Here is a 24773-nt window from a genome sequence, read left to right as displayed (position 1 = left end):
AAAAAACTAAAATACATAAACTTAACTAAGGGTTATAATTATATAGCCACAAAAGACATTTCTTTTAATAATACAATTGATTATGATAATAGCATAAAAATACCATTTACTGAAATTGGCTTTAAATATGGATATGCAAAAGATATATTACTTTGTATTGAAGGTGGTAGCGCAGGTAGAAAGGTTGCTGTAGTAAAAGAAAAAATATGTTTTGGCAATAAGTTATGTGTTTTACATCCTATACTAATAAATAGTCTGTTTTTATATTATTTTATTCAATCAAAATATTTTCTTAATTTATTTGGCAAAAACATTTCAGGCATTATAGGTGGTGTTTCTATTAAAAAATTACAAACTATTTTAATCCCTTTACCTACATTACAAGAACAAACAAAAATTGTAGAAAAACTTAATTTAATCTTCAAAGAACTTCAACTGGTTAAAAATTGATTCTATTTTTTTAGCTATTCTTTTTTGTTCTTCTAAAGGCGGGATTAGAAAGCAAATAGATTTTATAGTGTCTGCTTTTAAGTTTTTAACTGTTGAACCGACTGCTAAAGAAGTCAATAATTTATATACTGTATCCGAACTTAGCGCATAATATAAAAAATCATAATCAAAAATATTTTCAATATGACTAATTACAAGCCATCCGTCATGGATACAACCGTCTATTTTTAATATATAAGGATGTCCAAAACTCATAGAATTTGTTAATAAAAAATCTCCTCTTTTAACATAGCGAGAATACTTTACTGCAGAAGGCAAAATTTTTTCTTTAGTTGCTGTAATATATTTGTATCCTCGTTTTGTATCTCCAATTTTTATCAAATTGACGCCGTTATTTGAAGCAGTTAAATGATTTTTTATAGGACGCGGCGAGCCTCCGCGTGCAATATCGCAAATATTTCCTAATTTTTCAAATGCCCAGCCTTTCGGTATCTCAAATGGTATCTCATCTTGTATACATTTTACTTTCCCGTCCGTGAACTTCTCATAATGTAAATTACTATATGTTATTAGTTGTCAGGCTTGAAGTCATAATCTTTAAATGGCAGTTTAAAAGTTTTTTGTAAAAAGACGGGATGGTGTCTTTTTATAATATTTCGAATTTGTATGGAACACGCAGTACTACGGACTCAAAGGAAGGATTTTCCACGTCTGCGGAAAATCTTATTTTTCTTGCGGCTTTTAGGGCGGCTTCATCCAGCCTTGAAAAACCGCTTGAAACAGCTACACTTACTGACTGTATTTTTCCTTCAGGTGAAACAACAACCGCTACTACAACTTCTCCTTCTTCTTTGATTTTACGCGATTCTTGAGGATAAAAAGGTTTTGGCGCACGCAAAATTTTTAGTCCCTGTCCGCTTCCTGCCGAACCATCTATCTCGTATTTAATGTTGATGTTTGAAGGCCTGCAGCAGTCCATAGTCTGCATATCTTTTGAATTTGGATGCTGTTGCTGTAGTTCATCATAAGAAATGGAGGAACTTTCATTTTGTTTTTCTGAAAGAACAGCGATCGTTGCTTCAGATTTTATTTGTATTTGTGTATCGTCTTCTGCTTTTTTTTGCAACTCTTGTTCCCTTTGAGCTTGTGGTGGAACCGACGGCGGACAAATAATATCCTGATTAAGCCCGCCCGGCTCAAAACTAACTTCTATGTAAGAGGGTTTATCCTGCTGCAAGTCTGAACCATTGTTGGAAACCATCGCTCCAAAAAAAGCCGCATGCATTCCTATGGAAACCGCAAGCCCTTTTACAAGTGAGACATTTATAAGATTAAAAACTGACATTGATTTTTCCCCAAAACATTCTTCCCGGCTCGTTGATTTGTTCGTTTGCCGAAAAACCAAAACCCGCATTTCCTGCCATATTGAGATGTTCGTAATATTTTACATCAAAAATATTGTCTATGCCTAAACTCAGGCGCGTATAACTTGTAAGTTCTATCGAAACGTTTAAGGATAAAACGTTAAATGCTTCACTTTCTGCAAAATCTTTACCGACCACATTGCCTTGTCCAGCTGCTATTCTGTTTTGTTTTGCCGCTGCGCGCCACAGTAAGCCTGTCTGCCATTTTTGCGTCTCGTAATTTAAGCCAAATCTTGCTTCTAAAGGCGGAATTTGCGGCAAAGGTCGGTTGTCAGTAGTATTTTCCCCGAAGGAATAAGCAAGGGCAGAGTCAAATTTTAAATATTGCGTAAAAACATATTCTGCTCCTATTTCATATCCGCAAATTCCCGCATCCACATTTTGAACGTATTTATTCTCCGACATAGCCATAGTAATATAATTGAAAAGAATATAATCTTTTATTATTCCCGCGTATGCCGAAAGCCAAATGTTTATTTTTTCGGTTTTGTAATGTGCGCCGACGTCAAGCTGCGTGGTTTTTTCAGGATTTAAGTCTTCAAAAGTATTTTTGGAACCGTCTTTCATTCTTGTTTGGCTAAGTTCCCAATAGTCAGGGAAACGCTGGCTGTGCCCTATGCCAGCATACCATGAAAAAGGAGTGTTTCCCACTGTTTCTTCAAAACGCGCAAAAACGCTTGGCAAGAAAGCGTTTTTTGTATCTCCGTCGGTTTTACTTGCCGAACGGAAATCGCCCGCCTGTGCAAAATCAAAACGCACACCTGACACTATTTTATTTAGCTCATCTAAATCCATTTGCAGTTGGCTGAAAATTCCATATTTGTTATAATCTATGTCTTTTATGAAAGGTTTGTTTTTATCCGTCCTGCCTTTATGTTCATCAAACTGAACGTCAATGCCGTTTATAAAAACGCTTTGTTCAATATTGAACGTAAAAGCCGCTCTCGCTCCATAAACCGCGCGCGAAGGATTGCTAAGCATAGGCATTGGCATCATCCCCGAAGGGGTTCTTAAAGTATAATTGTCCATTATGTGGTCGGAATAATTATAATAGCTTTGAAATTCAAATTCGTCTAATGTCCCGCCATCTATATTTTTTCCTATATTCTTTTTTGAAAATTTTGCGCTAAAACTTTCTCTTTTAAATTGGCTGCCGTCCATACCCCGCCCGGCATAGCGCGCATAACCGTCTCCTGTTCCTGCGCCGATTTCTAAAAGTGTGTCTTTATCGGGCGTCCAGCCAAAAAATACGTCTGTGTTCCACTTTTCCCATTTTGAAGGAACTATGTTTCCTCCGCCGTCTTTATAATCCGAAGATTTATCGTAATTTCCCGTAACTCTAAAATATAGTTTTTCATTTCCTGCAGCTGCATCGAGCGAACTCCCTATGCGCTCAAACGAACCTGCAAGAGCGCTCGCTTTTATTCTAAAAGGCTTATCGCCCTGCTCAAACTTTTCAGGTTTTCTTTCGAATCTGACAGTCGCCGCAGAAGCGCCGCCTCCATAAAGGACTGTTTGAGGTCCTTTTATTACGCTGACCGAATCGTAAGACTCCGGAGATATATAAGATGAAGGAGAATCCATTCTGCTGGGACAGCCGCCTAAGACATTTCCGCCGTCCGTCAAAATATTAATGCGCGAGCCGAACATTCCCCTAAAAACGCTGTCTCCGTTTGCTCCGCCAGAACGTATAGCAGAAAAACCCGGCACGCTTTTAAGATAATCCGCAGCATCAGCTGCGGGAACAGGCTGTTTTGGTTTTTTAGGGTCTAAGCCTATTTCCAAAGCCGATTCTAAAGGTGCTGCCGTTACTGTTATCTGTTCAACCGAAATTTCCTGTACACCAAAAAGCGAGCCACGTACAAAAATAACTACCGCAACTAAAAAAAATATTGTTTTTTTATATTTGTTTATGCTCATTTTAACTATCCTTCGTAATTTATTTTGTGAAACTGAACTGAAAATAACAAAAAATTACCCTCACATTTGTGCATATAATGAGATGACTTTTTCTGAAAAAAGTATAAAAATAATTTGTAATAGATTAAAATTATTCATAGTAATTATATATGTTTTATTTTTAATAATTATAGAAAAGTTTATTTTATTTATCAAGCTAATTTTTTATTACATATATGTTTAATAAATATCTCAACCGCGATAGAGGTATCCGTAAGGCTTACCGCAGAATTCAAAATTACTTTTAAGCCCGTCCGTGCAGTAGACGTGCTTTGAAGATGTGACAAAAACAGCCTCAAAACCGTCGTTTTGTTTATAAAAATCTAATGCCGTCTCAGGACCCATTACAAATAGTGCCGTAGAATAGGCTTCGCTAAGCGCGGCGTCATCTGAAATTACGGTTACGCTTTCAAGTCCGCTTTCTGTAGGATAGCCCGTTTTTTTGTCAAATATGTGGTGATAGCGTTTGCCGTCTTTTACGAAATAGCGCTCATATCCGCCGCTTACGGATAAAAATTTATCTTTAAGGCTTACAACTGCAAAATATTCGTTTCCCAAGGCACCGGGAACTTTTAATCCAGCTTTCCATAAACTACCATCAGGTTTTGTTCCCATAAAAGCTATAGATGAATTCCCAAGCGACACCATTGCCGAATTGATATTTTTTAAGGAGAAGAATTTGCATATTTTTTCTGACGTAAAGCCTTTTGCCGCAGCTCCCAGATCTATTTCCGCACCGTTTAACATGCGATAGCGTTTATTGCCGTCCGTCTCAATATTGTGCCAATCACATTTACAAAGAACTTCGCGTATGGATTTTTCATTGGGAATCGTAAGTGTTTCTTTTTTTCCTATTTTGGATTTTATATCCCATAACCGCACCAGAGAAAAAATTGCGGGTTCGTATGCGCCGTCCGTCTTTTGTGCGAAATAAATGGCTTTTTGAAGTATTTCATCAGTATCCGTATGAACTGTACACCAAAGCCCCGCGGCAATATTTATGCGCGAAATATCGCTGTCTTGTCTCATTGTGCTAAAAAGTGATTCCAAATGTTTTACTATGTTTTCGGATTCATCTAAAATCTGTTCGTCGGGAGCGTCTGTGTAAATTGTCAAACTCACCGCCGTGCCCATAGCAAAAAATATTTTCGTATGGTTTTGCGCTGTATTGCTTGGAACGTTCATTTTGCTTTTTTTGCTTGTCTGAAGGCGTCTTCTACGGCATCTAAAAACTGTTCATGGGCTACAGTCGCACCCGCTATGACATCTACTTTAGATAATTTTTGAACTTCCACAAGCTGCTGTGCGTATTGTTCCATAGCGTCAACGGCAAGCTGTGCTTTATCGTAATATTCGCGGTTAGATATTTCTCCGTTTACTTTGCCGTAATCTTCGTTTTTTATTTTGCCGTCTTTTTGATATGTCACAAAGATACAATCTGAAATTTTGCCTTTATTAAAAGTTATTGAAACTTCTCCATAAGCTCCTCTGTCGTCTTTTCCGCTTAGACCTTTATATATGCCGTCGGCATATTTGTAAGCCGAAGCTCCGAAAACAGTTTTGGATACAGACAAAAAAAACAATATTGCAAAAGCGTATGCAGCGGCGCGTTTTTTTATCATATTTTATTTCCTCCGTTCATTTTTGATTGATATTTATTTTTGAAATTTTTCCGTGTTCAAGCATAACAGTTCTTTGAGCGTTTTCGGCCACCTCTGGGTCATGCGTCACCACTATTATTGTGCTTCCTTCCTTGTGAAGAGTTTTAAAAATATCCAAAACTATTTTTTCATTAGTTTCATCTAAATTTCCCGTAGGCTCGTCAGCAAGTATAAGCTTTGGATAATTTATAAGAGCGCGCGCTATACACACCCTCTGCTGCTCGCCGCCAGAAAGCTGGCTTGGCAAATGTTTTGCTCTGTTGGCAAGACCCACGCGCGCAAGAGCTTCAAGCGCTTCTTTTTCATCTTGCATACTGTGATAATATTGGGCAGTCATAACGTTTTCTAAAGCAGTAAGATAATTGATAAGATGAAACTGCTGGAAAATAAGTCCTATTTTATCGCGGCGCACAGCAGTAAGGGTTTTGGCAGTTTCTTTTGAAATATCGATATCATCCAAAATAACGCTTCCATGCGTCGGCTTGTCCATACAGCCTATAATGTTCATCATCGTAGTTTTGCCCGAACCCGAAGGACCCATAATCGCAAGCCACTCGCCGCAAGCTACGGACAAATTTATATTTTGCAACGCTTTTACATCGCCGTATATTTTTGAAATATCTTTAAGCTCAAGCAAATTCATTATTTTTTCTCCTTTGATATCTGTAAAACTACAATAATGGCAACGACAAATACTCCGTCAGCTTTGTTGCCACCTCTTTTATTGGCGGCAACGTCGAGATTGCGGTTTGGATGCCGCAGGCTGCGAAAAAAGACAAATGCCGTTTAGTCGCGCTAGCGCAAAACTGCGTCACTATTCTCCCCTCAGAACGACAGCTGGGTCAACTTCGGAGGCGCTTCTCACCGGTATAAAACAGGCTATAGCGGTTATTATTATTGAAGCCAATATTGTGACAGGGACAAGAAGCGGCTGAAATGTTATAGAGCGTGCAAATACGTTGACACTTACCGCCTGCGCAAAGATAAAACCCGCAACCGCGCCTAAAAATCCTCCGAAAACTCCCAAAAATACGTCTTCGCCTAAAAACTCGACTGCTATAATTCTATTTGTAGCTCCGAGCGCTTTTTTGAGACCTATTTCTTTGCGCCGCTCTGCAACTACGGCCATCATAGTCGTGGCTACGCATATCATCGTCAAAATTAAAATAATTGCCGTAACAAGATAAATAAGAGCCTGTAATTTTGTGAGCACCGCTCCTTCGGATTCGCTTATGCGTTTTACAGGTCGTGCCGTTATATCTTCTACATTTTCGTTTACGGTTTTTATTATTGCATCAAGTTCTTCCAATGAAACAGAAACGCTGCATTCAGCTATGTCCAAAGCATTTTGTCCACCCGCCATATCTTCAAAATCTTTGAGAGACATAAAAATAAAAGCCTCTTCGCTGCCTCCAGTCTGCACTATGGCAGACACCGTAAAATCGCGTTTAAACGGTTTATTGTCTGCAGCAGTTCCAACTATGGAAAAAGTGCTTCCGATTTTAAGACGTATCAAATCCGCTACTTCCTGCCCGATAAGAGTCTCTCCATTTTTTTGCGGCCATTTGCCTGAAACATACCAGTAAGGGCTTGTTTTTTTTGCCTGATTTAAATCGGTACCTGCCGCCATAAAAGGCTGTTCATTTATTTTTATTGTCTTATAGCGGTAAGGCGCAATGCCTACTATGTCTTTTACTGGCAGATATGAAACGGCTTTTTTTAATGCGTCGCCGTAAAAATAAGATTTTTCACCAGAGGCTATAAAGACGAGGTTTGCACCGTATGAGCGGAATTCCTGCCCCATCTGCCGCGGTATGTCGTAATATATAGTAACAAGCCCGGAAAGAACTGCCGCACCAAGCGATACTGCAAGCAATGCCGTAAACATCCTTGAACGGCGGCGTATCAGCGAACTTGTTATCATTTTTAAATAAAAAGCGTATTTTTTCATTTTTTACCTTTTTGGTCTTGCTAATGAAGCAAACGACGCAGCCGCTTCAAATAAAAAGCATATTTTTTATTTCTCATCTTATGTGTTATTAAAACGGCGGCAAAGTCACCTTCCGTGCAAAACTTCGGCAGGCCGCAGCGCAAGTAAAAATCTAACAGCGGGAAAACTCCCTGCGGCAATTACCGCAAATACAAGAAAAACAACCAGCGGTATAACCGCAGGCTTAATATTAATTGCTGAACCAAAAACTGAATGACCTATAATTTGTGCAAAACCTATCCCCACAAAATAGCCCGCAAACGCTCCTATCATTCCAGCAATCGCTATTTCTGTGATGACAAGCAGCGAAACGTGGACGTCGTATGCGCCTATGGCTTTAAGCAAACCTATCTCCGCGCTGCGTTCCATAACACTTGCCGTTACGAGATTTGAAATTCCAAGCACCGCGCCCGCAAGACTTAATATTGTGATAAGAAGCATAAGCAGTTCTGTTTTTTCAAGTATCGCTCCTTCTGACTGCGCCACCCGCCTTATGGGTTTTGAAACGCTGTCAGTTATTACTTCGTCTATCTGGTAACATATAGCGCTTACGTAAGCCGTGCAGTACCACGTTTCCCACTCTTTTATTGAAAGGCTATTGGGGTTTTGTGCCGCTCTTTTGGAAAGTTCATTGTCAGGCGTAGTTAATGCGCTTACTTCAACGCGGCTTACAAGCCCTGTTTTTCCGGTAATTTCTTGAGCTTTTTTAAGCGGCAGATATATCTGAGCGTCTTCATCGCTCCCTGAATCAAATATTCCTTTGACTACAAAATTATAAATTTTTCCACCGTAAAATATTTCAACGCTGCCGCCAAGCTCTATATTATTTTTTTGAGCGGTATCCGCTTCTATCATAAGATAATTTTCATCATCGTCCGAAAGCCAGTCACCTTGAATCTTCCACCATTTTTTCATCGCTGTCATACCTGTATCAAGAGCTTCACCCGTAGGCAGTTCCAAATGATGAGAAAACCACGTGCCAGAAATTTTTACCTGCCTGCCGCCTTTTAATTTTGCAGACATTTCAAGGTAAGGAGTAAAATCTACTATGTTAAACGCCCAAAAAATAGTTTTTATATTTCCGAGTTCGATCTCGTTGAGGTATTTATCCGAAACGCCCGAACCTTCACCAAGCCCATAAATATCGTTCAAAAGCGAAGCGCCTTTTGGAATGACGTTTATGTTTGCTCCATAAGTTTTAAGTTCTCTGTTGACTTTATCACCGGCGTCAAACATCACATTGAGCATAGCCACAGCAAGAGAAACGCCCAAAGCTACAGTAAACGCTATCATCAGCATTTTCCCTTTTTGACGAAAAAGCGCTCCTTTGACCATTCTAAAAAACATTATCTAAACCTTCCTTTTTCTTTTTCCAAATCTGATATTTGTATTATCATATTTGACCCGCGCCGCGCATACGCAAGAGGTACGGGATTACATCCGCCTTTAAACCCTATTGTGGACTTGTTCATTACCACATCGCAGAGTTTGCATATAACTTCGTTGTCGCGTTCATAATATCCCGTTTCGCCGCATATATCGCAGGCGTCAAGTCCTACTCCATAAGCTATATCGTTTTTCTTTATAACTATAAAACGCACTTCTATCCCCTCTTGTGTGTAATATGCAAAACGATGTAAATGTCCATCATCTATATTTTGTATTGGAATAATAACGGTATCTTCGCTTATTGTCATAGGTTCGGCGGGGGAAAGCTCTACAGCCCGCTCGTCGTAAGCTTTTAAAGCTGTAAGACTTAATACCGACAAAACGTATCCTATTATCAAAACAGCACTCCAGTATTTATGACCGCGTGCTTTAACTTTCATTTTTCTAAGCTGGGCGGGGTTCGAATATTGACCTCTAAGAACCAAACCTTTTTTAAACAGAAAAAAACCTACGGGAACGGTTATTGTCAAAATAGCGTAGAGAAAAAATATTTGATTATTTATAACGGGAAGCAGCATATGAAAAAGATGTCTTGAAACCGAGATAATGCGGCGCGCAAGCAAAAACTGCAAAAGAGAAACTGAACTTTGAGCTATTGCCAACGCGAAAAGAGCTGTAAATAAAATCCAGGCGGATTTGGACGATAAAGATGAAAAAGCTTTAAACAAAGCTAAAGCCGTTAAAAAAATTATAAGACCGCCGCCGCAATATCCTGCAAACTTAAAAAGAAAATCTGTGCTTACGACGCTTTCGCCGGTCATAACGAAACTGAAAGGGTATAAAAAAACGTCGGGGAAAACGTATAAGAATATGGACGCCGTTAAAACCGCATAAGAAAAATTGTATGCTGTTTCGTAAAATTTTGGAGACTTCTTTTTTAAAAATCCCCATAGAAACGCAATAAAGCAAACTATGCTTAAAATGTTCGCGCTTAAAACTGCGATATTAAAATATTCTCTGTTAAGTCCAGCAGTGTTGCGCTGTATCATCGCAAATATAAAAGCGCAAAATACGCCCGTAAAACAGGCACAGGCATAATACTTTTTGCGCGAGGACTCACAAGTTTGCGATGTATGTAAGACCGCATATATCAGCGCAGTAAATAATGCCGGCGATAAAAGAATTTGTATTATGTATATAAAAGATTTAATCATCGTAGAATAAAAACATAGAAAATTTGCCATGTAATTTGGGCAAATTATCTAAATTATTCCTTATAAAAATACGTCGGATTTTATGGTTTAAGAATAATTGAAAATCATTTGCTGACACATTTTTAATATTGAGAACCCCGCCATAAAGGCGGAATTCTCAATACTATTTTTATTAACAAATCCGAAATACCTTTTTAATTTACCAAGTTCTCGGAATCCAATCAAATGTCCATTCCGCAACAAGAGGTTCTTTCCAGAATCTGCCTTCAACGCCCGTAGCCTTATCGACATGAAGCAAGTAACCTTGAGATTCAGGATTTTCAATAATGAAACGTATTTTATACGTGCCTGCTTTGCCGATTTTCACATTAGCTCCGTAATGCGGACCGTCGCTTGCACTCATTGGCATAAAACTGCCTTTGCTAACTTTACCTGCGCTGTCTTCAATTTCGTATCTGACTGTGAGATTTGGAACGAAATCGCCTGCACCATAGCCGAGAGTGTTTCCTTCCAACGCCGATATGTCAGCTTCAAGGTGAACATCGGCTTGAGAGGCAGGAAGACTATTGCCCGCCGGCTCCATATCTACAGGCTGGAAGTAAACGCCTGCGACATTGAGAGGTCCAAGTTCAATATCATCACCTAATGGAAACTCTTCAAACCCTGCGGTTTCTCCGGGCGCTTCGGCTTTAGCTGCCGGAGCGGCTTTAGTAGAAGAACTATCACTTCCTTTGGAACATGCTGCAAATGTTCCGACAAACAACAGACATAACATCATAACGAAAAATACTGCTGTCTTTCTGTTCATAAAACAAACTCCTCCTTTTATTTTCGGATCTTTTTTAAGATCGCGCTATTTATTTTTATTGTTTATTGTGCCATATTTTGTCTTTTCATTTTACGTATATGCACTGCAAACAATATAATCGCAAGTATTAAAAGAAAAACTTGAGGGATGAGCGTTTCAAACGTAGGATAAATTCCTAGTATGTCCACTGACCCTATAAAATGTATCGGTGTAACACTGATGACATTTCCTTCCTGTAATTCTTTAATTCCCGATCCAGTAAAAGAAATTGACATTATAAACAACAAAATGCTTGTTCCAAGAAAAAATGGTTTGAGAGGCAACTTAATGCTCAAAACATTTATTAATATATAAATGAACACAAGTGCAATACAGCCTATGCCAAGCCCTAACCACAACATATTAAAATAAGTTTCGGTATTTGCAAGAAGCGCCTGATAAAACAAAATCGTTTCAGCTCCTTCGCGAAACACAGCAAGAAAAGCCGCAAAAGCAAGAGAAAACAAACCACCTTTGGTGATAGAGCCTTGAATTTTTTTTTCAATATAGCTTCCCCATTGCCGTGCTCCAGACTTTGATACCATCCAATTGCTGACATAAAATAAGACTACTACGGCAAGCAACATTGTAAAACCTTCTATAATTTCTTGGTTTGCACCGCTAAGCCCGGAAATACGATTTAAAATAAATGCCATAACGACACTTGCTGCAAGAGCAATAAGTGCACCTGCGTAAACCGAACGCGTTTTATCTCTATTTCCACTTTTGCGCAGATAAGCTATAATCGCGCCTACAATAATAATGGCTTCAAAACCTTCTCTTGTTATAATCAAAAGCGAAGCAAGAAAAATGCTTAAAGCACTTTCTTTTTTCCCGTCAAGCTTGTTTGCGTCTTCCCTTAAAAAAGTAACCAATTTATCTAAAGATTCTTTTACTTCTTTATTTGGTTTACCGGCATTGATGGCTTTTTTTATAAAACTGAACTGATATTCGACTTGTGCAGCGCGCGATCCGGAAATGTATGCCATAACGGTTTTTTCAAAACCGAGTTTTTCATAATAGCCAAAATATGCTTTATCTACTGCATCTTTTGCAGCTTTTTTATCTCCTGCGGCATATTTGCTGTATGATTCTTTAGCGACACTTTCCATTTCGTCAACAACGTCATTCCATGTCTTATGCGCTCCAAAAACTGCAGGGCAAACAAAAGAAAATAAAAGCGTAAACATTATAAAAACCTTAAAAAATTTACACACTGTCATAACTCCTTAATTATTATTTCTTTGCAATTTAGAAACAGGTATTTATTACGTTTCTATAAAAAACTTAGATTAATATAAATCTTTTTTTTCAGTTTGTCAAATTCTTTGTCTGTATGCGGCGGTTTGGCGGACAGGATAAAGAAATGCGCAGCTGTTACTGCTTTTAAGTTAATTTATTCTAAGGTGTAATAAAACAGCCCTTTTTTTATCATCAACGATCTTCATTGCGATTCGGGTATATAATCCCAGTTTCTTTGCCAGAATTTTCCTTGCATCAGTAAAAAAAACACGTTCCTCTATCAATTTTGTTTCGATTTTTTTTGAAAATTCTATACTGTCATCAATGTAAAAATACATAAGCGCATCAGTATTTCCAGTCTTTTTTACATACTTATTTGCGTATTTAATACCTGTTGCATTAGCTGCATCAAATATTAATTCAACATTTGAAAAATTCTTTTTTACATCATTAATAAATTGGATAACCTCATTCTCTTTGAAATATTGGAAAACACCGGAAACGACAAGCAGCGTTGAAATTGATTTATCGATTTGTTTTGTCCATTCCATGTCAAATATATTACAGGCAATTAACAGTTCATTTGTTTGTTCTCCTAATATCATACGTCTTGCAGAAATTACGTCGGGAAGATCAATTTCATAAAAAATTGCAGTTTGTTCATTTAAACGATAATATGCCGTTTCAAATCCAGCACCAAGATAGACGATATTGCTTTTACCATTTTCTTTGATAAATGCCCTTACCATTGAGTCAAGATTATAGTATCTGGCAACAGAAGCCATAAGCGAATATTCAGACGACTTTTTTTGTATGGTATCGTCTGGAATATATTTTTCCAGCAATAAGGCTTTTTCATCAAAAAAATATTCAGGGAATTTTTTTGACACAAATATGCGCGCCGCCAAGGGAATAAATAATGTATCGGATACGCCTTGCAATTTACGCATGATTATTATATATCCTTTGCATTTTTAAGAATATCCATATATATTGTACGATATTTTTAATTATTAAATTTATCAAACCCAAAATATTTAACATATCTAATCATTACGGTATTAACTTTTAACACAGCCATAAAAATATCATCTTGACACAATATTTAGATTAATATAACATATTTATACAAATATAACAAATAATAATTATCAACTTTGCCGCTGCTTTTTAATCTTAAAGCATCTATGAAAAAACAGAGTTTATTATGAAAAATCAAAAAGAAAATACAAACTTCACACAGCGCAAAACAGGCATGGCGCGGCTTTGGGAGCTGGCATTGCGCAATAAAGTTTTGGTCATTGCCTCTTGCGCGCTTTCTGTGATAAGCGTTGCCGTTTCTTTTACGCCGTTTATTGCCGTTTATTATCTTATACACGAAATAGCAGCGCATTTATCTGATTTTGACAGCCTAAATACATCGTATATGATAAAATTGGGGTGGATTGCTTTTGGTGGAGCTGCGTCGGCAATTTTTCTTAATTTTATCGCCCTAATGTTTTCTCATTTGGCGGCGTTTAATACTATTTATCATCTTAAACTTGAATTCATTTGCCATATTGGTTTATTGCCATTAGGTTTTCACACGCGAAATTCTACGGGCAAACTGAGAAAAATTGTAGATGAAAATATTGAAAAACTTGAAGGATTTATAGCGCATCAGCTTCCGGATATCGCAGGTTCTTTTGCTATGCCCATTATCACGCTCATTATCCTGTTTTCTTTTGATTGGCGGCTGGGGATTGCAAGTTTTATACCCATTTTATTTATTTATGGGATTCAAGCGACGGCGTTTGGCAATAAACGAGCGCAAATATTTGTGAGTAAATATCAAAGTTCTCTTGAAGATATGAACAGTGCGGCAGTGGAATATGTGCGCGGTATTTCCGTAGTTAAAGCCTTTAACCAAACCATATACAGTTTTCGCAAATTTTACGCAATGATTAAAGCTTACGGCGATTTTTGCATCGGCTATACTAAAGAATACGAAATATATATGGAACTTTTTATGGTTGTAGTCAATAACGTCTATCTGTTTTTAATTCCCGCTATCATTTTAATTTCGGGCGGCGTTTCAAATTATTGGGAATTTGCGTTTGCCGCAGTATTTTATCTTATTTTTTCCGTTTCTCTTCCGACGCCTTTTTTAAAACTGCTTTATGTTTCGCAAAACGGCAAAATTATACTTAACGGCATTGAACGCATGGACAAAATTTTTGACATTGCGCCTTTGATTGAGACAATTTCCCCTAAAACCGTTTTGCAATACGGACTGTCTTTTGAGAATGTCAGTTTTTCTTACAGCGGCGATTGTCAAACCCCAGCCATAGAAAATATAAGTTTTACAGCAAATCAAGGCGAAATAACCGCTCTTGTCGGACCTTCGGGCAGCGGAAAGTCTACCATAGCTCATCTTATAGCTCGTTTTTACGAAGTTTCAAGCGGAACTGTAAAAATAGGAAATGTAAATATTGCAGATATGTCAAGCGATTACTTAATGTCTATAGTAAGTTTCGTGTTTCAAGACGTCTTTCTGTTTAAGCAAAGCGTTTTGGACAATATTTTAATAGGCGATAAAAACGCTTCCCGCGATAAAGCGATAGAAGCTGCAAAAGCGGCAATGTGCGATGAATTTGTGCAAAAGCTGCCTCAAGGCTATGACACGGTTATAGGTGCAAACAATATTCATCTTTCAGGCGGACAGCATCAGCGCATTGCCATTGCAAGAACCATTTTAAAAAATGCTCCCATAATAGTTCTTGATGAAGCGACTGCGTTTGCCGACCCTGAAAATGAACAAAATATACATAAAGCTTTTGATAATTTAATGAAAAATAAAACCGTAATCATTATTGCGCATCGTCTTTCCACAGTGCGAAACGCAGATAAAATATTAGTTATAGAAAATGGGCGCATCCTACAGGAAGGCAAACACGAACAATTGGTAAATTTCGACGGCTGCTACGCCCGTATGTGGAAACGATACAACCGCGCAATGAACTGGAAAATAAATGTTTAAAAATTTATCGAGATCAAAAGACAAATAAAAATGGAGGAGAAGCAAATGCTTAATATTAAAAACGAGCTTGGACTTTCTGACGAAGGTTATAAGGATTTTAAGCGGGCAGTAAAATCAAACGCTCTTTCAAACCTTTCGCTGACAATACCTTTTGTAGTAATTATTCAAACGATAATAACGCTGCTCAATCCATTTTTAGACGGCGCGGCGTCTTTAGACAAAACAAGGCTTTGGCTGCTGTTTGGGTTTGGGCTGTTTGGCGCGGTTTTATATTGTCTTGCATATCGCAGTGAGTATGGCAAAACATATACGGTCGCATACGCCGAAGCGGAAAAAATAAGAATTGAAACAGCCGAACGCATTAGGCGGCTGCCTTTGAGTTTTTTTAATAGAAAAGACATTGCACAGCTGACTACAAATATTATGGCAGACTGTGCGGTAATAGAACACGTGATGAGCCATGTTGCGCCGATACTTTGCGGGACTATCGTTTCTGATATAATAATCTGCGCGCTTTTAGCTTTTTACGATTGGCGTATGGCTTTAGCTTTGTTTGCCGCTTTGCCGATTTCGTTTTTTATTGTAATTGGAAGCAGGAAAATACAGGAATTTTTTGGGGAACGCATAGTCGGCATTAAACTTGCGGCGTCTGGGCATATACAGGAATATTTTGAAGGCATTAAAGCTGTCAAGGCGTTTGGGCTTTATGGAGAAAAATCCTTTGCGCTCAACGAAGCGCTCAAAAATATGAAAAATGAAGCGATAAAATTTGAAGGCATCGCAGGCGCTTTTATCGTTCTTGCGTCAATGATTTTGCAAACTGGCATCGGGCTTGTCGTTCTTGTCGGAGTATTTCTTTTAACGCAGGGAAATCTTAGCGTTATAGCTTTTCTTATCTTTATCATTATCAGCGCAAAAATTTATTCCCCGCTGATTGTCATTCTTACGCTGCTTCCGGAATTTTTTTATTTTTTAATCTCTACTAAACGTATGCAGCAGGTAAGACACGAACCAATTATGACGGGAGAAACAAACTGTAAGTTTGAAAATTTCAATATAGAGCTAAACAACGTAAGTTTTGCCTACGGCGACAAAGACGTTATAAAAAATTTAAATCTTTCGATAAAGCAGGGCGGCATTACCGCTTTTGTCGGACCTTCGGGCAGCGGAAAAAGCACATTGTCGCGTTTAATTGCCCGTTTCTGGGACGCAAGAGAAGGAGAAATTCGCATCGGCGGCATAGATATAAGAAACGTTGAACCTGAAGCACTAATGCGCCATATAAGTTTTGTATTTCAAGACGTAGTTTTGTTTAACGATACGATTATAAACAATATCCGCATAGGAAAAGAAGGCGCGACCGATGAAGAAACATTTGCCGCGGCAAAAGCAGCGCGCTGCCAAACTTTTATAGATAAACTGCCAAAACGATATGATACTCTTATCGGCGAAAACGGCTCGACATTATCTGGAGGCGAAAGGCAGCGCATTTCCATTGCCCGCGCTTTTTTAAAAAACGCTCCGATTTTACTCTTAGACGAAGCGACCGCGTCCCTTGACCCTGAAAACGAAGCGGAAATACAAGAAGCCGTTTCAGAACTTGTAAAAAACAAAACGGTTATAATCATAGCTCACAGGCTGCGCACTGTGCTTGGCGTTGACAAAATAGCGGTTATTGACAATGGGCGTCTTATAGAAGAAGGCGATGCAAAAACTCTGCTTGAAAAAGGCGGACTTTTTGCAAGACTTTATAAAATTCAACAAGAAAATCTAGGCTGGAGCATGACGGCAGTTTAGATTGCGCTTGCGCGGTTTGTTTTTCTTGTAAAAACCTGCTGTTAGTTTAACTTCCATCATCAATATTTCTTCTCTTTTATTTGATTGCAGCATTATGTGGACAAGCCTATTGATATCAGTGAAAAGCTCAATACATAAGCGCAGGCGGGGTTATGTAGATTTCAGCGATGTAAAACAATTTAAAAAAACGGCGCAAGCGCGCCAATATGTTTTGCCGATGAGCCGCTTGCATTGAGCAAAAATATCACTGCAATACTAATAAGGTATATTTGTTATCGCAGGCAAACCAAAGGCCTGCAAAATCTTGCAGACCTCGCCTTTTACTCCGCTGCCGCCTGAGGTAAATTCGACTATTTTTTTAATTATTGTCAAGCATTTTTTTTGCAGGCAAAAAGTTTGCCTGCTGCTACAAAGAATTAGGGTATTTAAAGTTAGGTTTGTTTAGTGCAAAAGCATTTTTGAGCAACAGAAAGGAACGGTTTTGAGAGCGGTTTATTTCAATATGCCCTGTGTTTTCCGCCATCATAAGTTATTAACTTAACAGTAATATCATCATTTACAAAAATATAGACTATTTTATATAATAGATAAAATAAAAGCACATTTACAGACATAACAGCTTAAAATGCCCATCAGGCTTTGAAAACGCAACTACCTTTGCAAAAACTTGGACTAATCTTTTAGATTTATATACAATAAAAATATATGCAAACGGTTTGTGTGGTTGTAAAAATCAATGTATCATAAAAAGATTATTTTTGAAATTATATATAATAACGCTAACATAAGAAGCGCCGAGTAGATAAGTCCTAAGAGAAACCTTTGCTTCTTTCCATTTAATAAAATTTTTTGGAGCACCGATGTTAAATACAAAAAATACGGCAGCAGACGGAAAGTCTAACAAAAAACCCGATTATGAAGGAAAATATATTCTTGTGGCCGAGGATACGGAAATTAACAGGGAAATAATTAAAGCTTTTTTACAGAACACAAAAGTAAGAATTGATTTTGCCGTTAATGGAATAGAAGCCGTAAATATGTTCAAAGAAAATCCCGACAGATACGGATTAATTCTTATGGATGTGCAAATGCCGAAAATGGACGGCTTGGAAGCCACCAGAAAAATCCGTTCTTTAGATTTTGGAAAAGCAAAAAATATTCCTATAATAGCTTTAACGGCAAACATTTTTAACGAAGACATACAAGAATGTCTCAACGCGGGAATGAACAGCCATATCGGAAAACCTATTGATATGGACAGCATGTTTGTTACGTTCAGAAAATATATGCCGGAAAGCAACGATAAAGCACCACACTGCAATGAGCTGGACTACTTGTCTTTGTTTCCTTATATAAACTTTAAAGAAGGTCTTGAAAGGGTTATGAATGATAAAGAGCTTTACTTGCAGCTTTTAGGTAGTTTTGAAGGAAAAAAGCTGCTTGATATGTTAATAGATAATATAAACAACAAAGATTTTAAAACGGCAGCTTTTAGCGCTCATACCATAAAAGGAATTGCGGCAAGTTTAGGGTTTTCCGCCTTGAAGGAATTGTCAGAAGAAATAGAATCAAAGGCAAAGCTTGGACAAGACCTTCGGTGCTATATTGAGAAAATTACAAAAGTGATAAACAAAACGCTCGATTTGACAGCCGAACTTATAAAGAGCCAAAAATCTTAGGAAAAAATATTATGGACACTATTAAGAATTTTTGAGTATTAAGGTTTTAACAATAATAGATTTTTAAACTATACCAAGAAAGGAAAATGGAATATGATAAAAGTTTCCGTTATAATTCCCATATATAATATGGAAGAATATTTATCCGAATGTCTTGACAGCATTTTAAGACAATCTTTGAAGGATATAGAAATCATTTGTATTGACGACGGCTCAATGGACAACACACTCGTTTTAATAAAAATATATGCCGAAAAAGATAAAAGAATAAAATTATTTACACAGAAAAACAAAGGCGCGGGAGCTGCGCGAAATAACGGAATAAAAATGTCCGTAGGAGAATTTGTCATTTTTATGGACCCCGATGATTTCTATCCCGAGAATACAATCTTGGAAAAACTATATGATAATGCCGTTAAAAATGACGTACAAATCTGCGGAGGTTCTTTCAGTACTATAGATAAACACGGCAATATAAATTACGTCTATCATAATAATTACGTTAAATACACTTTTACAAAAAATGAAAAAATACAATATTCCGATTATCAATTTGATTACGGATATCACAGGTTTATTTATAATAGAGATTTTCTTATTAGAAATAATATTTTTTTCCCTGATTTAAAACGTTTTCAAGACCCTCCTTTTTTTATAAACACAATGATAAAAGCTAAAGAGTTTTATGCAATCAAAGACGTGGTTTACAGATATAGAAACGGATATAAGAGTATAGAATGGACGAATGAAAAAATTTTGCATCTTTTGGAAGGACTGACTTATAATCTACAAACCTCAAAGCAACACGATTTATGGAAACTGCACTATCTCACATTTGACAGATTTGTAAAAGAATTTATTCCTAAATTGTCCAGCATACGCATATGGCAATTTTTTTTCAAACTGATTAAAATACGATTAATAATTGATCGTAAGTATGTCAATACAGTTTTTTATAGAAAGTTCAGACGATTCATTATTAATGTTTTTTTTGAAACGATTTTATCGGTCAAGTCGAATTCCGATTATCATATTGTATTCACCCTATTTGGTATTCAGTTTAAGTTTTTTAAAAAAATGCAGTTTGATTCCACAATAAGGATTGCCATTTTAAATAATCAGGGATTCGGCGACTGTTTAATGGAAACGGCTTTTTGGAGCGAAGTAAAAAAACAAATTCCAAATATAACTATTGATTATTTTACACGCAGTTATGCAGCATTTGCTAGAAATCCACTTTTTGATATGACAGCACCTTATATCCAGAAACCAAATTATAAAAAATATGACTTAGTTTTGCTTAATGACAGACTTTATATAGTCAAAAAATATAATAACACTAAAATAAAAGCCAAAGCACCTCTTTTGGCTGGGTATATTGATGAAACCGTAAAAATAGTAAAATCTCTCTCTAATATGAATTATTCTATTATTGCAAATTTTGCCGCCTTATTTGGGAAAAACAGAAGAGGGCATTTCGATATACATGATATTTTCTCTTACGATACAAATACCAAACCTTATATTTCATGGGATTTAGACGCCTTTGCAGTATTAGAAAAATATAAATTAAAACAATATATAACCCTATCACGCGCAGTCGATAGCATATTTGAAAACGGACATATAAAAATGTGGCCACTTGAATATTATAATAAATTGGCTAAATCACTAAAGAAAAAATATCCCGATATAAAACTTGTGCAGCTTGGAGCAAATAACGATTACGGTTTAATTGAAGGGGTAGATATTAACTTGCTTTCAAAAACTTCTTTTGATGAACTTAATGTTTTATTGAAATATTCTTTATTGCATATTGATTCTGAAGGAGGGCTGGTACACTTAAAAAATGCTTTAGGCGGCAAATCATGCATTATGTTTGGACCTACTTCTTCCGATATTTTTGGATATTGTGAGAATATCAATATTGAATCAACCGCTTGTAGAAATGCATGTTCGCATCTGTTAAAACACTGGCAGCAAAGATGCCCGCGCGGCTTCAATGAACCTGTTTGTATGTATTCTATAAAGCCTAAAAATGTAGCAAGCAGAGTCAAGTCTTTTATTAATTCTCTTGAAACAAAGAGATATGAGTTCCAATTTAGAAATAAAGAAAATTTAGTTAATCTGTTGAATTCTTTATGTAATCGAATTGCTTTACTTACCGATAATCCGTCTCAATGGCTTTGCGAAATCGAGCATAACAAAAATATTATAGATATTTATACCACCGATACAAGACAAGTATACAACGTTAGACAAAAAATATATTCAAATCATCATTTCTATCAACGTTTTGATTACAATATTACAAAACCAGAAAATACATACGATTTTATTTTTGTCGATATTAATAATGAAGTAAAATATGAAGATTTCTTTTATATGGAATTATGCAGAGTTCTAAAAAATAATGGAAAATGTTTAATTGTTTCCGAAGAAGAATTTGAATATTTATTAGAGTTTAATAAGCAAAATAATAGTATCACGCGTATAAGGGTTAACAATGCATGCATGCAAAGTGTCGGTAATTATTCCAATTTACAATATTGAAAAATATTTAGCACATTGTTTAGATAGCATAACAAATCAAACTCTAAAAGATATTGAAATTATATGCGTCAATGATGGTTCTACCGATAATTCTCCTATGATTTTAGAGCAGTATGCATCTAAAGACAGCCGTATTAAAATAATTAACACGCAAAACTACGGACTTCCTTCGGCAAGAAACAGCGGATTAAAAAAAGCAGCAGGAGAATATATCAGTTTTATTGATGGAGACGATTGGGTTGACTTGAACTTTCTTGAGACATTATATAGCGCCGCAAATGCCGCCAGCGCTGATATCGCACGTGCGCCATATAAAGAGTGTTTTGGCAATAGATATGTTGACGCATATATAGTTCCTTTATTTAAACGCAGATTTTTTGAAAATAAATATCTCGGCGTAAACGAACATTCTGTAATCGTTTGGAATTCTATATACAGACGCGATTTGTTAAAAAGTGTATTTGGCGACGGTGATTATTTTGACAAAACGATTTTGAGGGCTGAAGATATTCCTTTCACAGCGCGAACATCCTTTGCAGCAAAAAAAATTATTCCCGTAGTCGATACATATTACTACTATAGAAGGAATGTAGAAAATCAGCTCAGCATTTTTTCTGTTAAAAGGGCTAAAAGTATTGTTTTAGCAAATAAAATTGTTGTGAATTTTATAAATTCAATAAATACAAAAACAATAAGTAACTATCTTGAAGCATTTAATAGAGTAATCTGGCGTTATGATGACACTTTCCATCAAATTATAAAAATAAAAGAATTCACAAACGATTCTCAACAATCCTATGTAAACTGTTTTATTGAAGAATTTCATAAGTGTAAATATAAAGATGAATTCTTAAAAAATTACAATAAACCTTATTTTATATTTTTAATTAATAAGGATATAAAAGGCTATATTAATTTTTGCAGAATGAAAAAAATAAGAAACTTTATCAGAAAAATATTTTCAATTGACAGTAAAGATTCTAAAAAAATTTTTCGAATCTTAGGCATTAAAATACAATTTAAGTATCAGACGATGGATGTAAAAAAGAAATTGTCAGATTAACCAAGGAATGCAAAGATGTTAAATATGAAAACTATATATTAAAGAATGAAATCTTAGAATTGAAAGAAAAGCTTATGGCATTTTTTAACAATCAAATAAATTTAATAAAAGATGAATGTAAAGAGCAAAAGCAATGGATAAACTCAAAGTCGGCAGAACAAGAACAAAGATATAAAAAAGAAATAATAAATATCATACATAAAATAATACCACTGCCATATCTGAAGAGTTTTTTAGTACATTTAGTTGATGAATGCAATCTCAAATGCTGGGGCTGTGATCATTTTTCTCCGTTGGCAGAAGGCGGATATTTAAAAATTGAAGACTTTGAAAAAGACATAAAAAGAATTTCAGAGTTGACTGAAAGTAAAGTAAACAGAATAGCTCTTATGGGAGGGGAACCACTTTTACACCCGAATGTATCTGATTTTTTTAAAATGACAAGAAACTATTTCCCAAAAACTTCAATAGTGCTGGTGACAAATGGTATTTTACTTAATCATCAACCAGATAAATTTTGGATTGAATGTAAAGAAAACAATATACAAATAGAAAACACAGTATATCCTATTGATATAAATATAGAAAGAATAGAAAATACCGCAGACAAATACCATGTTAATTTCATTCCATACGGATGCACCGTGGAGAAAACAAAAACATCATATCATATACCTTTGGATTTAGAAGGCAAAGGAAACTGTGCCGAAAATTTTGCATACTGTTTTCATGCAAACAATTGTATCATGCTTAAAAAAGGAAAAATATACACTTGTTCTATAGCGCCGAATATTGAACATTTTAATAAATATTTCAACACCAATGTTCCTTCAAGCGAAAGGGACGGCATAGATATATATAAAGTCAATAAAATCGATGAAATATTAGACTTTTTGGCTAAACCCATACCTTTTTGCAAATACTGCAATATACAAAAACGTTCTTTCAACCATCCATGGAAAACTTCAAAGAAAGAAATTTTAGAATGGACTGTTAATGATGATACGAAAAAATAAAAAATTGAATGCCAATCTATTTATAAAAATAATATGACAATATGGGAGACAGACAACTGTGCAGCAACAGTTGTTTGAAGGCTTGGCAAAATAGCAGCCATTGTAGCTTAGACTATGGAAAGTTGTAAAAGAGGGGCTTTGATTGGCCGCATCCTGCTTCTTATGTCTCTATTTCAATCTGTCATACTTTTTATCGTTGTCATCGCCAAACTTTTCCCAACTTTAACCTTTTTAGCTACCCATAAAATTCTTTTGCTTCAGTCGGAATCAAGTTGGTAATACAGCAGAATTAAAAACCTCATGAGGAGTTTTGAAGCCAATACTTTTTCTTGCTCTGCTGTTAAGCTAATGCTCTATTTGCTGATTTTGATTTTCAGATATATTGTCAATATTTGCATCTTTTGGAAAAAACGCTGTATACTGCCATTTCAACTCATCTTTTTCACAACAATGATAAACCCTTTTTCTTAGACAGACATTCTCTACGGATTCTATCTGTAATTTCAAGTTTGGAATTTATAATGATACTCTGGATAAACAGGAAAAAACAAAACTTATAAAGGTCTTTTATCAAATATTTTTGAAATAATTATAGATGCGGCCAGTATGATTACAATTACAGCAAGAGATAAAGGCGTAGGTATATGCCAAAAATGAGAAATTACCATTTTAATACCGACAAAAAACAATATGACCGCAACTCCATATTGTAAAAATTTAAACTGCGAGGCAAGATTTGAAAGCAAAAAATATAAAGATCTCAATCCTATAATTGCAAAAATATTTGAAGTATATATTATAAAAGTGTCCCTCGATATTGACAAAACAGCCGGAATGGAATCTATGGCAAATATTATGTCGCTCATCTCAACTACCGCCACAGAAGCAAGCATAGGCGTGGCGTATAAAACTCCGTTTTCTTTTAAAAAAAATTTGTTCGTACTGTGATCTGTTTTGAAAGGATATATTTTTTTCAAAATTTTATACGCTATATTTTTTGACGGATCAATGTCTTCATCTTTTTTTACAATCATTTTTACCGAGGTCAAGATTAGAATCGTCCCAAAAACATATATTACCCAGCTGAAAAGATTTATAAGCTGCACACCTATAAAAACAAATAAAAATCTCAGCAAAACTGCACCCATGATTCCGTATATTAAAACTTTCGGCTGATGATGTTTTGGCACGGAAAAATAAGAAAAAATCATAAGAAACACGAACATATTATCCACAGAAAGTGAGTATTCGATTATATAGCTTGTAATATATTCTAAAGCTTTCTCCGGGGTAAATGCAAAATAAACAACCACACCGAAAGACAAAGCCAGCCCGACCCAAGCGCATACCATGACGGCAGCTTCTTTCATGCTTACGTTTCCGCTATGTCTGTTTAAAACTACAAGATCCGCAAACAAAGCCGCAGAGACAACAACCCAGAAAAGTATCCACATAATCAAATGATGATCC

20 protein-coding genes are annotated in these 24773 nt (G+C 36.1%); 7 read left to right on the top strand and 13 right to left on the bottom strand.

Annotated elements, in window-relative coordinates; genetic code table 11:
• Positions 1 to 15 precede the first annotated feature (15 nt).
• Positions 16 to 450, top strand: a complete 435-nt coding sequence (locus LBD46_07520) for a restriction endonuclease subunit S (protein MDR2427005.1) — start codon at positions 16 to 18, stop codon at positions 448 to 450.
• On the opposite strand, the gene LBD46_07515 is transcribed toward LBD46_07520, so the two are convergent.
• The 12 genes from LBD46_07515 to LBD46_07460 form a co-directional block, all read right to left on the bottom strand.
• A complete protein-coding gene (locus LBD46_07515) occupies positions 415 to 942 on the bottom strand; it encodes a restriction endonuclease subunit S (GenBank protein ID MDR2427004.1) in 528 nt (175 codons plus the stop codon). The genes LBD46_07520 and LBD46_07515 overlap by 36 nt on opposite strands.
• Before the next feature lie 154 nt (positions 943 to 1096).
• Positions 1097 to 1795, bottom strand: a complete 699-nt coding sequence (locus LBD46_07510; protein MDR2427003.1) for a TonB family protein — start codon at positions 1793 to 1795, stop codon at positions 1097 to 1099.
• Positions 1782 to 3794, bottom strand: a complete 2013-nt coding sequence (locus LBD46_07505) for a TonB-dependent copper receptor (GenBank protein ID MDR2427002.1) — start codon at positions 3792 to 3794, stop codon at positions 1782 to 1784. Before LBD46_07505 ends, LBD46_07510 begins: the two co-directional genes overlap by 14 nt.
• Before the next feature lie 231 nt (positions 3795 to 4025).
• The gene (locus LBD46_07500) at positions 4026 to 5018 is read right to left on the bottom strand and encodes an FAD:protein FMN transferase (GenBank protein MDR2427001.1); all 993 of its coding nucleotides are present in this window, start codon (positions 5016 to 5018) and stop codon (positions 4026 to 4028) included.
• A complete protein-coding gene (locus LBD46_07495) occupies positions 5015 to 5455 on the bottom strand; it encodes an FMN-binding protein (protein MDR2427000.1) in 441 nt (146 codons plus the stop codon). The genes LBD46_07500 and LBD46_07495 overlap by 4 nt, the downstream gene beginning before the upstream one ends.
• Positions 5456 to 5471: 16 nt before the next feature.
• Entirely contained in the window at positions 5472 to 6137 is a 666-nt protein-coding gene (locus LBD46_07490) for an ABC transporter ATP-binding protein (protein ID MDR2426999.1), read from the bottom strand.
• Positions 6138 to 6308: 171 nt separating this feature from the next.
• Positions 6309 to 7445: an ABC transporter permease gene (locus LBD46_07485; GenBank protein ID MDR2426998.1), complete on the bottom strand. Its 1137-nt coding sequence runs from the start codon at positions 7443 to 7445 to the stop codon at positions 6309 to 6311.
• 105 nt (positions 7446 to 7550) lie between these two features.
• Positions 7551 to 8831, bottom strand: coding sequence for an ABC transporter permease (locus LBD46_07480; GenBank protein ID MDR2426997.1), 1281 nt, complete (start codon positions 8829 to 8831; stop codon positions 7551 to 7553).
• Positions 8831 to 10117 carry a Fe-S-containing protein gene (locus tag LBD46_07475; GenBank protein ID MDR2426996.1) on the bottom strand — a complete coding sequence of 429 codons (1287 nt, stop codon included), beginning with the start codon at positions 10115 to 10117 and terminating at the stop codon, positions 8831 to 8833. Before LBD46_07475 ends, LBD46_07480 begins: the two co-directional genes overlap by 1 nt.
• 169 nt (positions 10118 to 10286) lie before the next feature.
• Positions 10287 to 10895, bottom strand: coding sequence for an iron transporter (locus LBD46_07470; protein ID MDR2426995.1), 609 nt, complete (start codon positions 10893 to 10895; stop codon positions 10287 to 10289).
• Positions 10896 to 10957: 62 nt separating this feature from the next.
• Positions 10958 to 12151, bottom strand: a complete 1194-nt coding sequence (locus LBD46_07465) for an FTR1 family iron permease (GenBank protein ID MDR2426994.1) — start codon at positions 12149 to 12151, stop codon at positions 10958 to 10960.
• A 174-nt stretch (positions 12152 to 12325) separates the two neighbouring features.
• The gene (locus LBD46_07460; protein ID MDR2426993.1) at positions 12326 to 13126 is read right to left on the bottom strand and encodes a class I SAM-dependent methyltransferase; all 801 of its coding nucleotides are present in this window, start codon (positions 13124 to 13126) and stop codon (positions 12326 to 12328) included.
• A gap of 257 nt (positions 13127 to 13383) precedes the next feature.
• On the opposite strand from LBD46_07460, the gene LBD46_07455 reads away from it, so the two are divergent.
• The 6 genes from LBD46_07455 (at position 13384) to LBD46_07430 (ending at position 23303) form a co-directional block, all read left to right on the top strand.
• Positions 13384 to 15195 (top strand): ABC transporter ATP-binding protein/permease, encoded by a 1812-nt coding sequence (locus LBD46_07455; protein ID MDR2426992.1) that lies wholly within the window; start codon positions 13384 to 13386, stop codon positions 15193 to 15195.
• A 45-nt stretch (positions 15196 to 15240) separates the two neighbouring features.
• Positions 15241 to 16992 carry an ABC transporter ATP-binding protein/permease gene (locus LBD46_07450; GenBank protein MDR2426991.1) on the top strand — a complete coding sequence of 584 codons (1752 nt, stop codon included), beginning with the start codon at positions 15241 to 15243 and terminating at the stop codon, positions 16990 to 16992.
• Positions 16993 to 17852: 860 nt separating this feature from the next.
• Complete coding sequence (locus tag LBD46_07445; GenBank protein MDR2426990.1) at positions 17853 to 18671, top strand: response regulator; 819 nt, start codon at positions 17853 to 17855, stop codon at positions 18669 to 18671.
• Between the two features lie 93 nt (positions 18672 to 18764).
• The gene (locus LBD46_07440) at positions 18765 to 21224 is read left to right on the top strand and encodes a glycosyltransferase (GenBank protein MDR2426989.1); all 2460 of its coding nucleotides are present in this window, start codon (positions 18765 to 18767) and stop codon (positions 21222 to 21224) included.
• Positions 21178 to 22287 carry a glycosyltransferase gene (locus tag LBD46_07435; GenBank protein MDR2426988.1) on the top strand — a complete coding sequence of 370 codons (1110 nt, stop codon included), beginning with the start codon at positions 21178 to 21180 and terminating at the stop codon, positions 22285 to 22287. Before LBD46_07440 ends, LBD46_07435 begins: the two co-directional genes overlap by 47 nt.
• Before the next feature lie 74 nt (positions 22288 to 22361).
• Positions 22362 to 23303: a radical SAM protein gene (locus tag LBD46_07430; GenBank protein MDR2426987.1), complete on the top strand. Its 942-nt coding sequence runs from the start codon at positions 22362 to 22364 to the stop codon at positions 23301 to 23303.
• 554 nt (positions 23304 to 23857) lie between these two features.
• Here the strand turns inward: LBD46_07430 and LBD46_07425 are convergent.
• A complete protein-coding gene (locus tag LBD46_07425) occupies positions 23858 to 24757 on the bottom strand; it encodes a TerC/Alx family metal homeostasis membrane protein (protein MDR2426986.1) in 900 nt (299 codons plus the stop codon).
• Between the last annotated feature and the right edge of the window lie 16 nt (positions 24758 to 24773).

Source organism: Candidatus Endomicrobium procryptotermitis (assembly GCA_031279415.1).
Classification (GTDB): domain Bacteria; phylum Elusimicrobiota; class Endomicrobiia; order Endomicrobiales; family Endomicrobiaceae; genus Endomicrobium_B; species Endomicrobium_B procryptotermitis.
Note: the sequence above shows the minus strand (reverse complement) of the source record. Positions and strands in the feature narration are given on the sequence as shown.

What these genes read in the sequence shown, in the direction of transcription:
- LBD46_07510 (MDR2427003.1), bottom strand. Translation starts at nt 1,795, where the DNA reads ATGTCAGTTTTTAATCTTATAAATGTCTCACTTGTAAAAGGGCTTGCG.
- LBD46_07505 (MDR2427002.1), bottom strand. Translation starts at nt 3,794, where the DNA reads ATGAGCATAAACAAATATAAAAAAACAATATTTTTTTTAGTTGCGGTA.
- LBD46_07500 (MDR2427001.1), bottom strand. Translation starts at nt 5,018, where the DNA reads ATGAACGTTCCAAGCAATACAGCGCAAAACCATACGAAAATATTTTTT.
- LBD46_07495 (MDR2427000.1), bottom strand. Translation starts at nt 5,455, where the DNA reads ATGATAAAAAAACGCGCCGCTGCATACGCTTTTGCAATATTGTTTTTT.
- LBD46_07490 (MDR2426999.1), bottom strand. Translation starts at nt 6,137, where the DNA reads ATGAATTTGCTTGAGCTTAAAGATATTTCAAAAATATACGGCGATGTA.
- LBD46_07485 (MDR2426998.1), bottom strand. Translation starts at nt 7,445, where the DNA reads ATGAAAAAATACGCTTTTTATTTAAAAATGATAACAAGTTCGCTGATA.
- LBD46_07480 (MDR2426997.1), bottom strand. Translation starts at nt 8,831, where the DNA reads ATGTTTTTTAGAATGGTCAAAGGAGCGCTTTTTCGTCAAAAAGGGAAA.
- LBD46_07475 (MDR2426996.1), bottom strand. Translation starts at nt 10,117, where the DNA reads ATGGCAAATTTTCTATGTTTTTATTCTACGATGATTAAATCTTTTATA.
- LBD46_07470 (MDR2426995.1), bottom strand. Translation starts at nt 10,895, where the DNA reads ATGAACAGAAAGACAGCAGTATTTTTCGTTATGATGTTATGTCTGTTG.
- LBD46_07460 (MDR2426993.1), bottom strand. Translation starts at nt 13,126, where the DNA reads ATGCGTAAATTGCAAGGCGTATCCGATACATTATTTATTCCCTTGGCG.
- LBD46_07455 (MDR2426992.1), top strand. Translation starts at nt 13,384, where the DNA reads ATGAAAAATCAAAAAGAAAATACAAACTTCACACAGCGCAAAACAGGC.
- LBD46_07450 (MDR2426991.1), top strand. Translation starts at nt 15,241, where the DNA reads ATGCTTAATATTAAAAACGAGCTTGGACTTTCTGACGAAGGTTATAAG.
- LBD46_07445 (MDR2426990.1), top strand. Translation starts at nt 17,853, where the DNA reads ATGTTAAATACAAAAAATACGGCAGCAGACGGAAAGTCTAACAAAAAA.
- LBD46_07440 (MDR2426989.1), top strand. Translation starts at nt 18,765, where the DNA reads ATGATAAAAGTTTCCGTTATAATTCCCATATATAATATGGAAGAATAT.
- LBD46_07435 (MDR2426988.1), top strand. Translation starts at nt 21,178, where the DNA reads ATGCATGCATGCAAAGTGTCGGTAATTATTCCAATTTACAATATTGAA.
- LBD46_07430 (MDR2426987.1), top strand. Translation starts at nt 22,362, where the DNA reads ATGGCATTTTTTAACAATCAAATAAATTTAATAAAAGATGAATGTAAA.
- LBD46_07425 (MDR2426986.1), bottom strand. Translation starts at nt 24,757, where the DNA reads ATGTGGATACTTTTCTGGGTTGTTGTCTCTGCGGCTTTGTTTGCGGAT.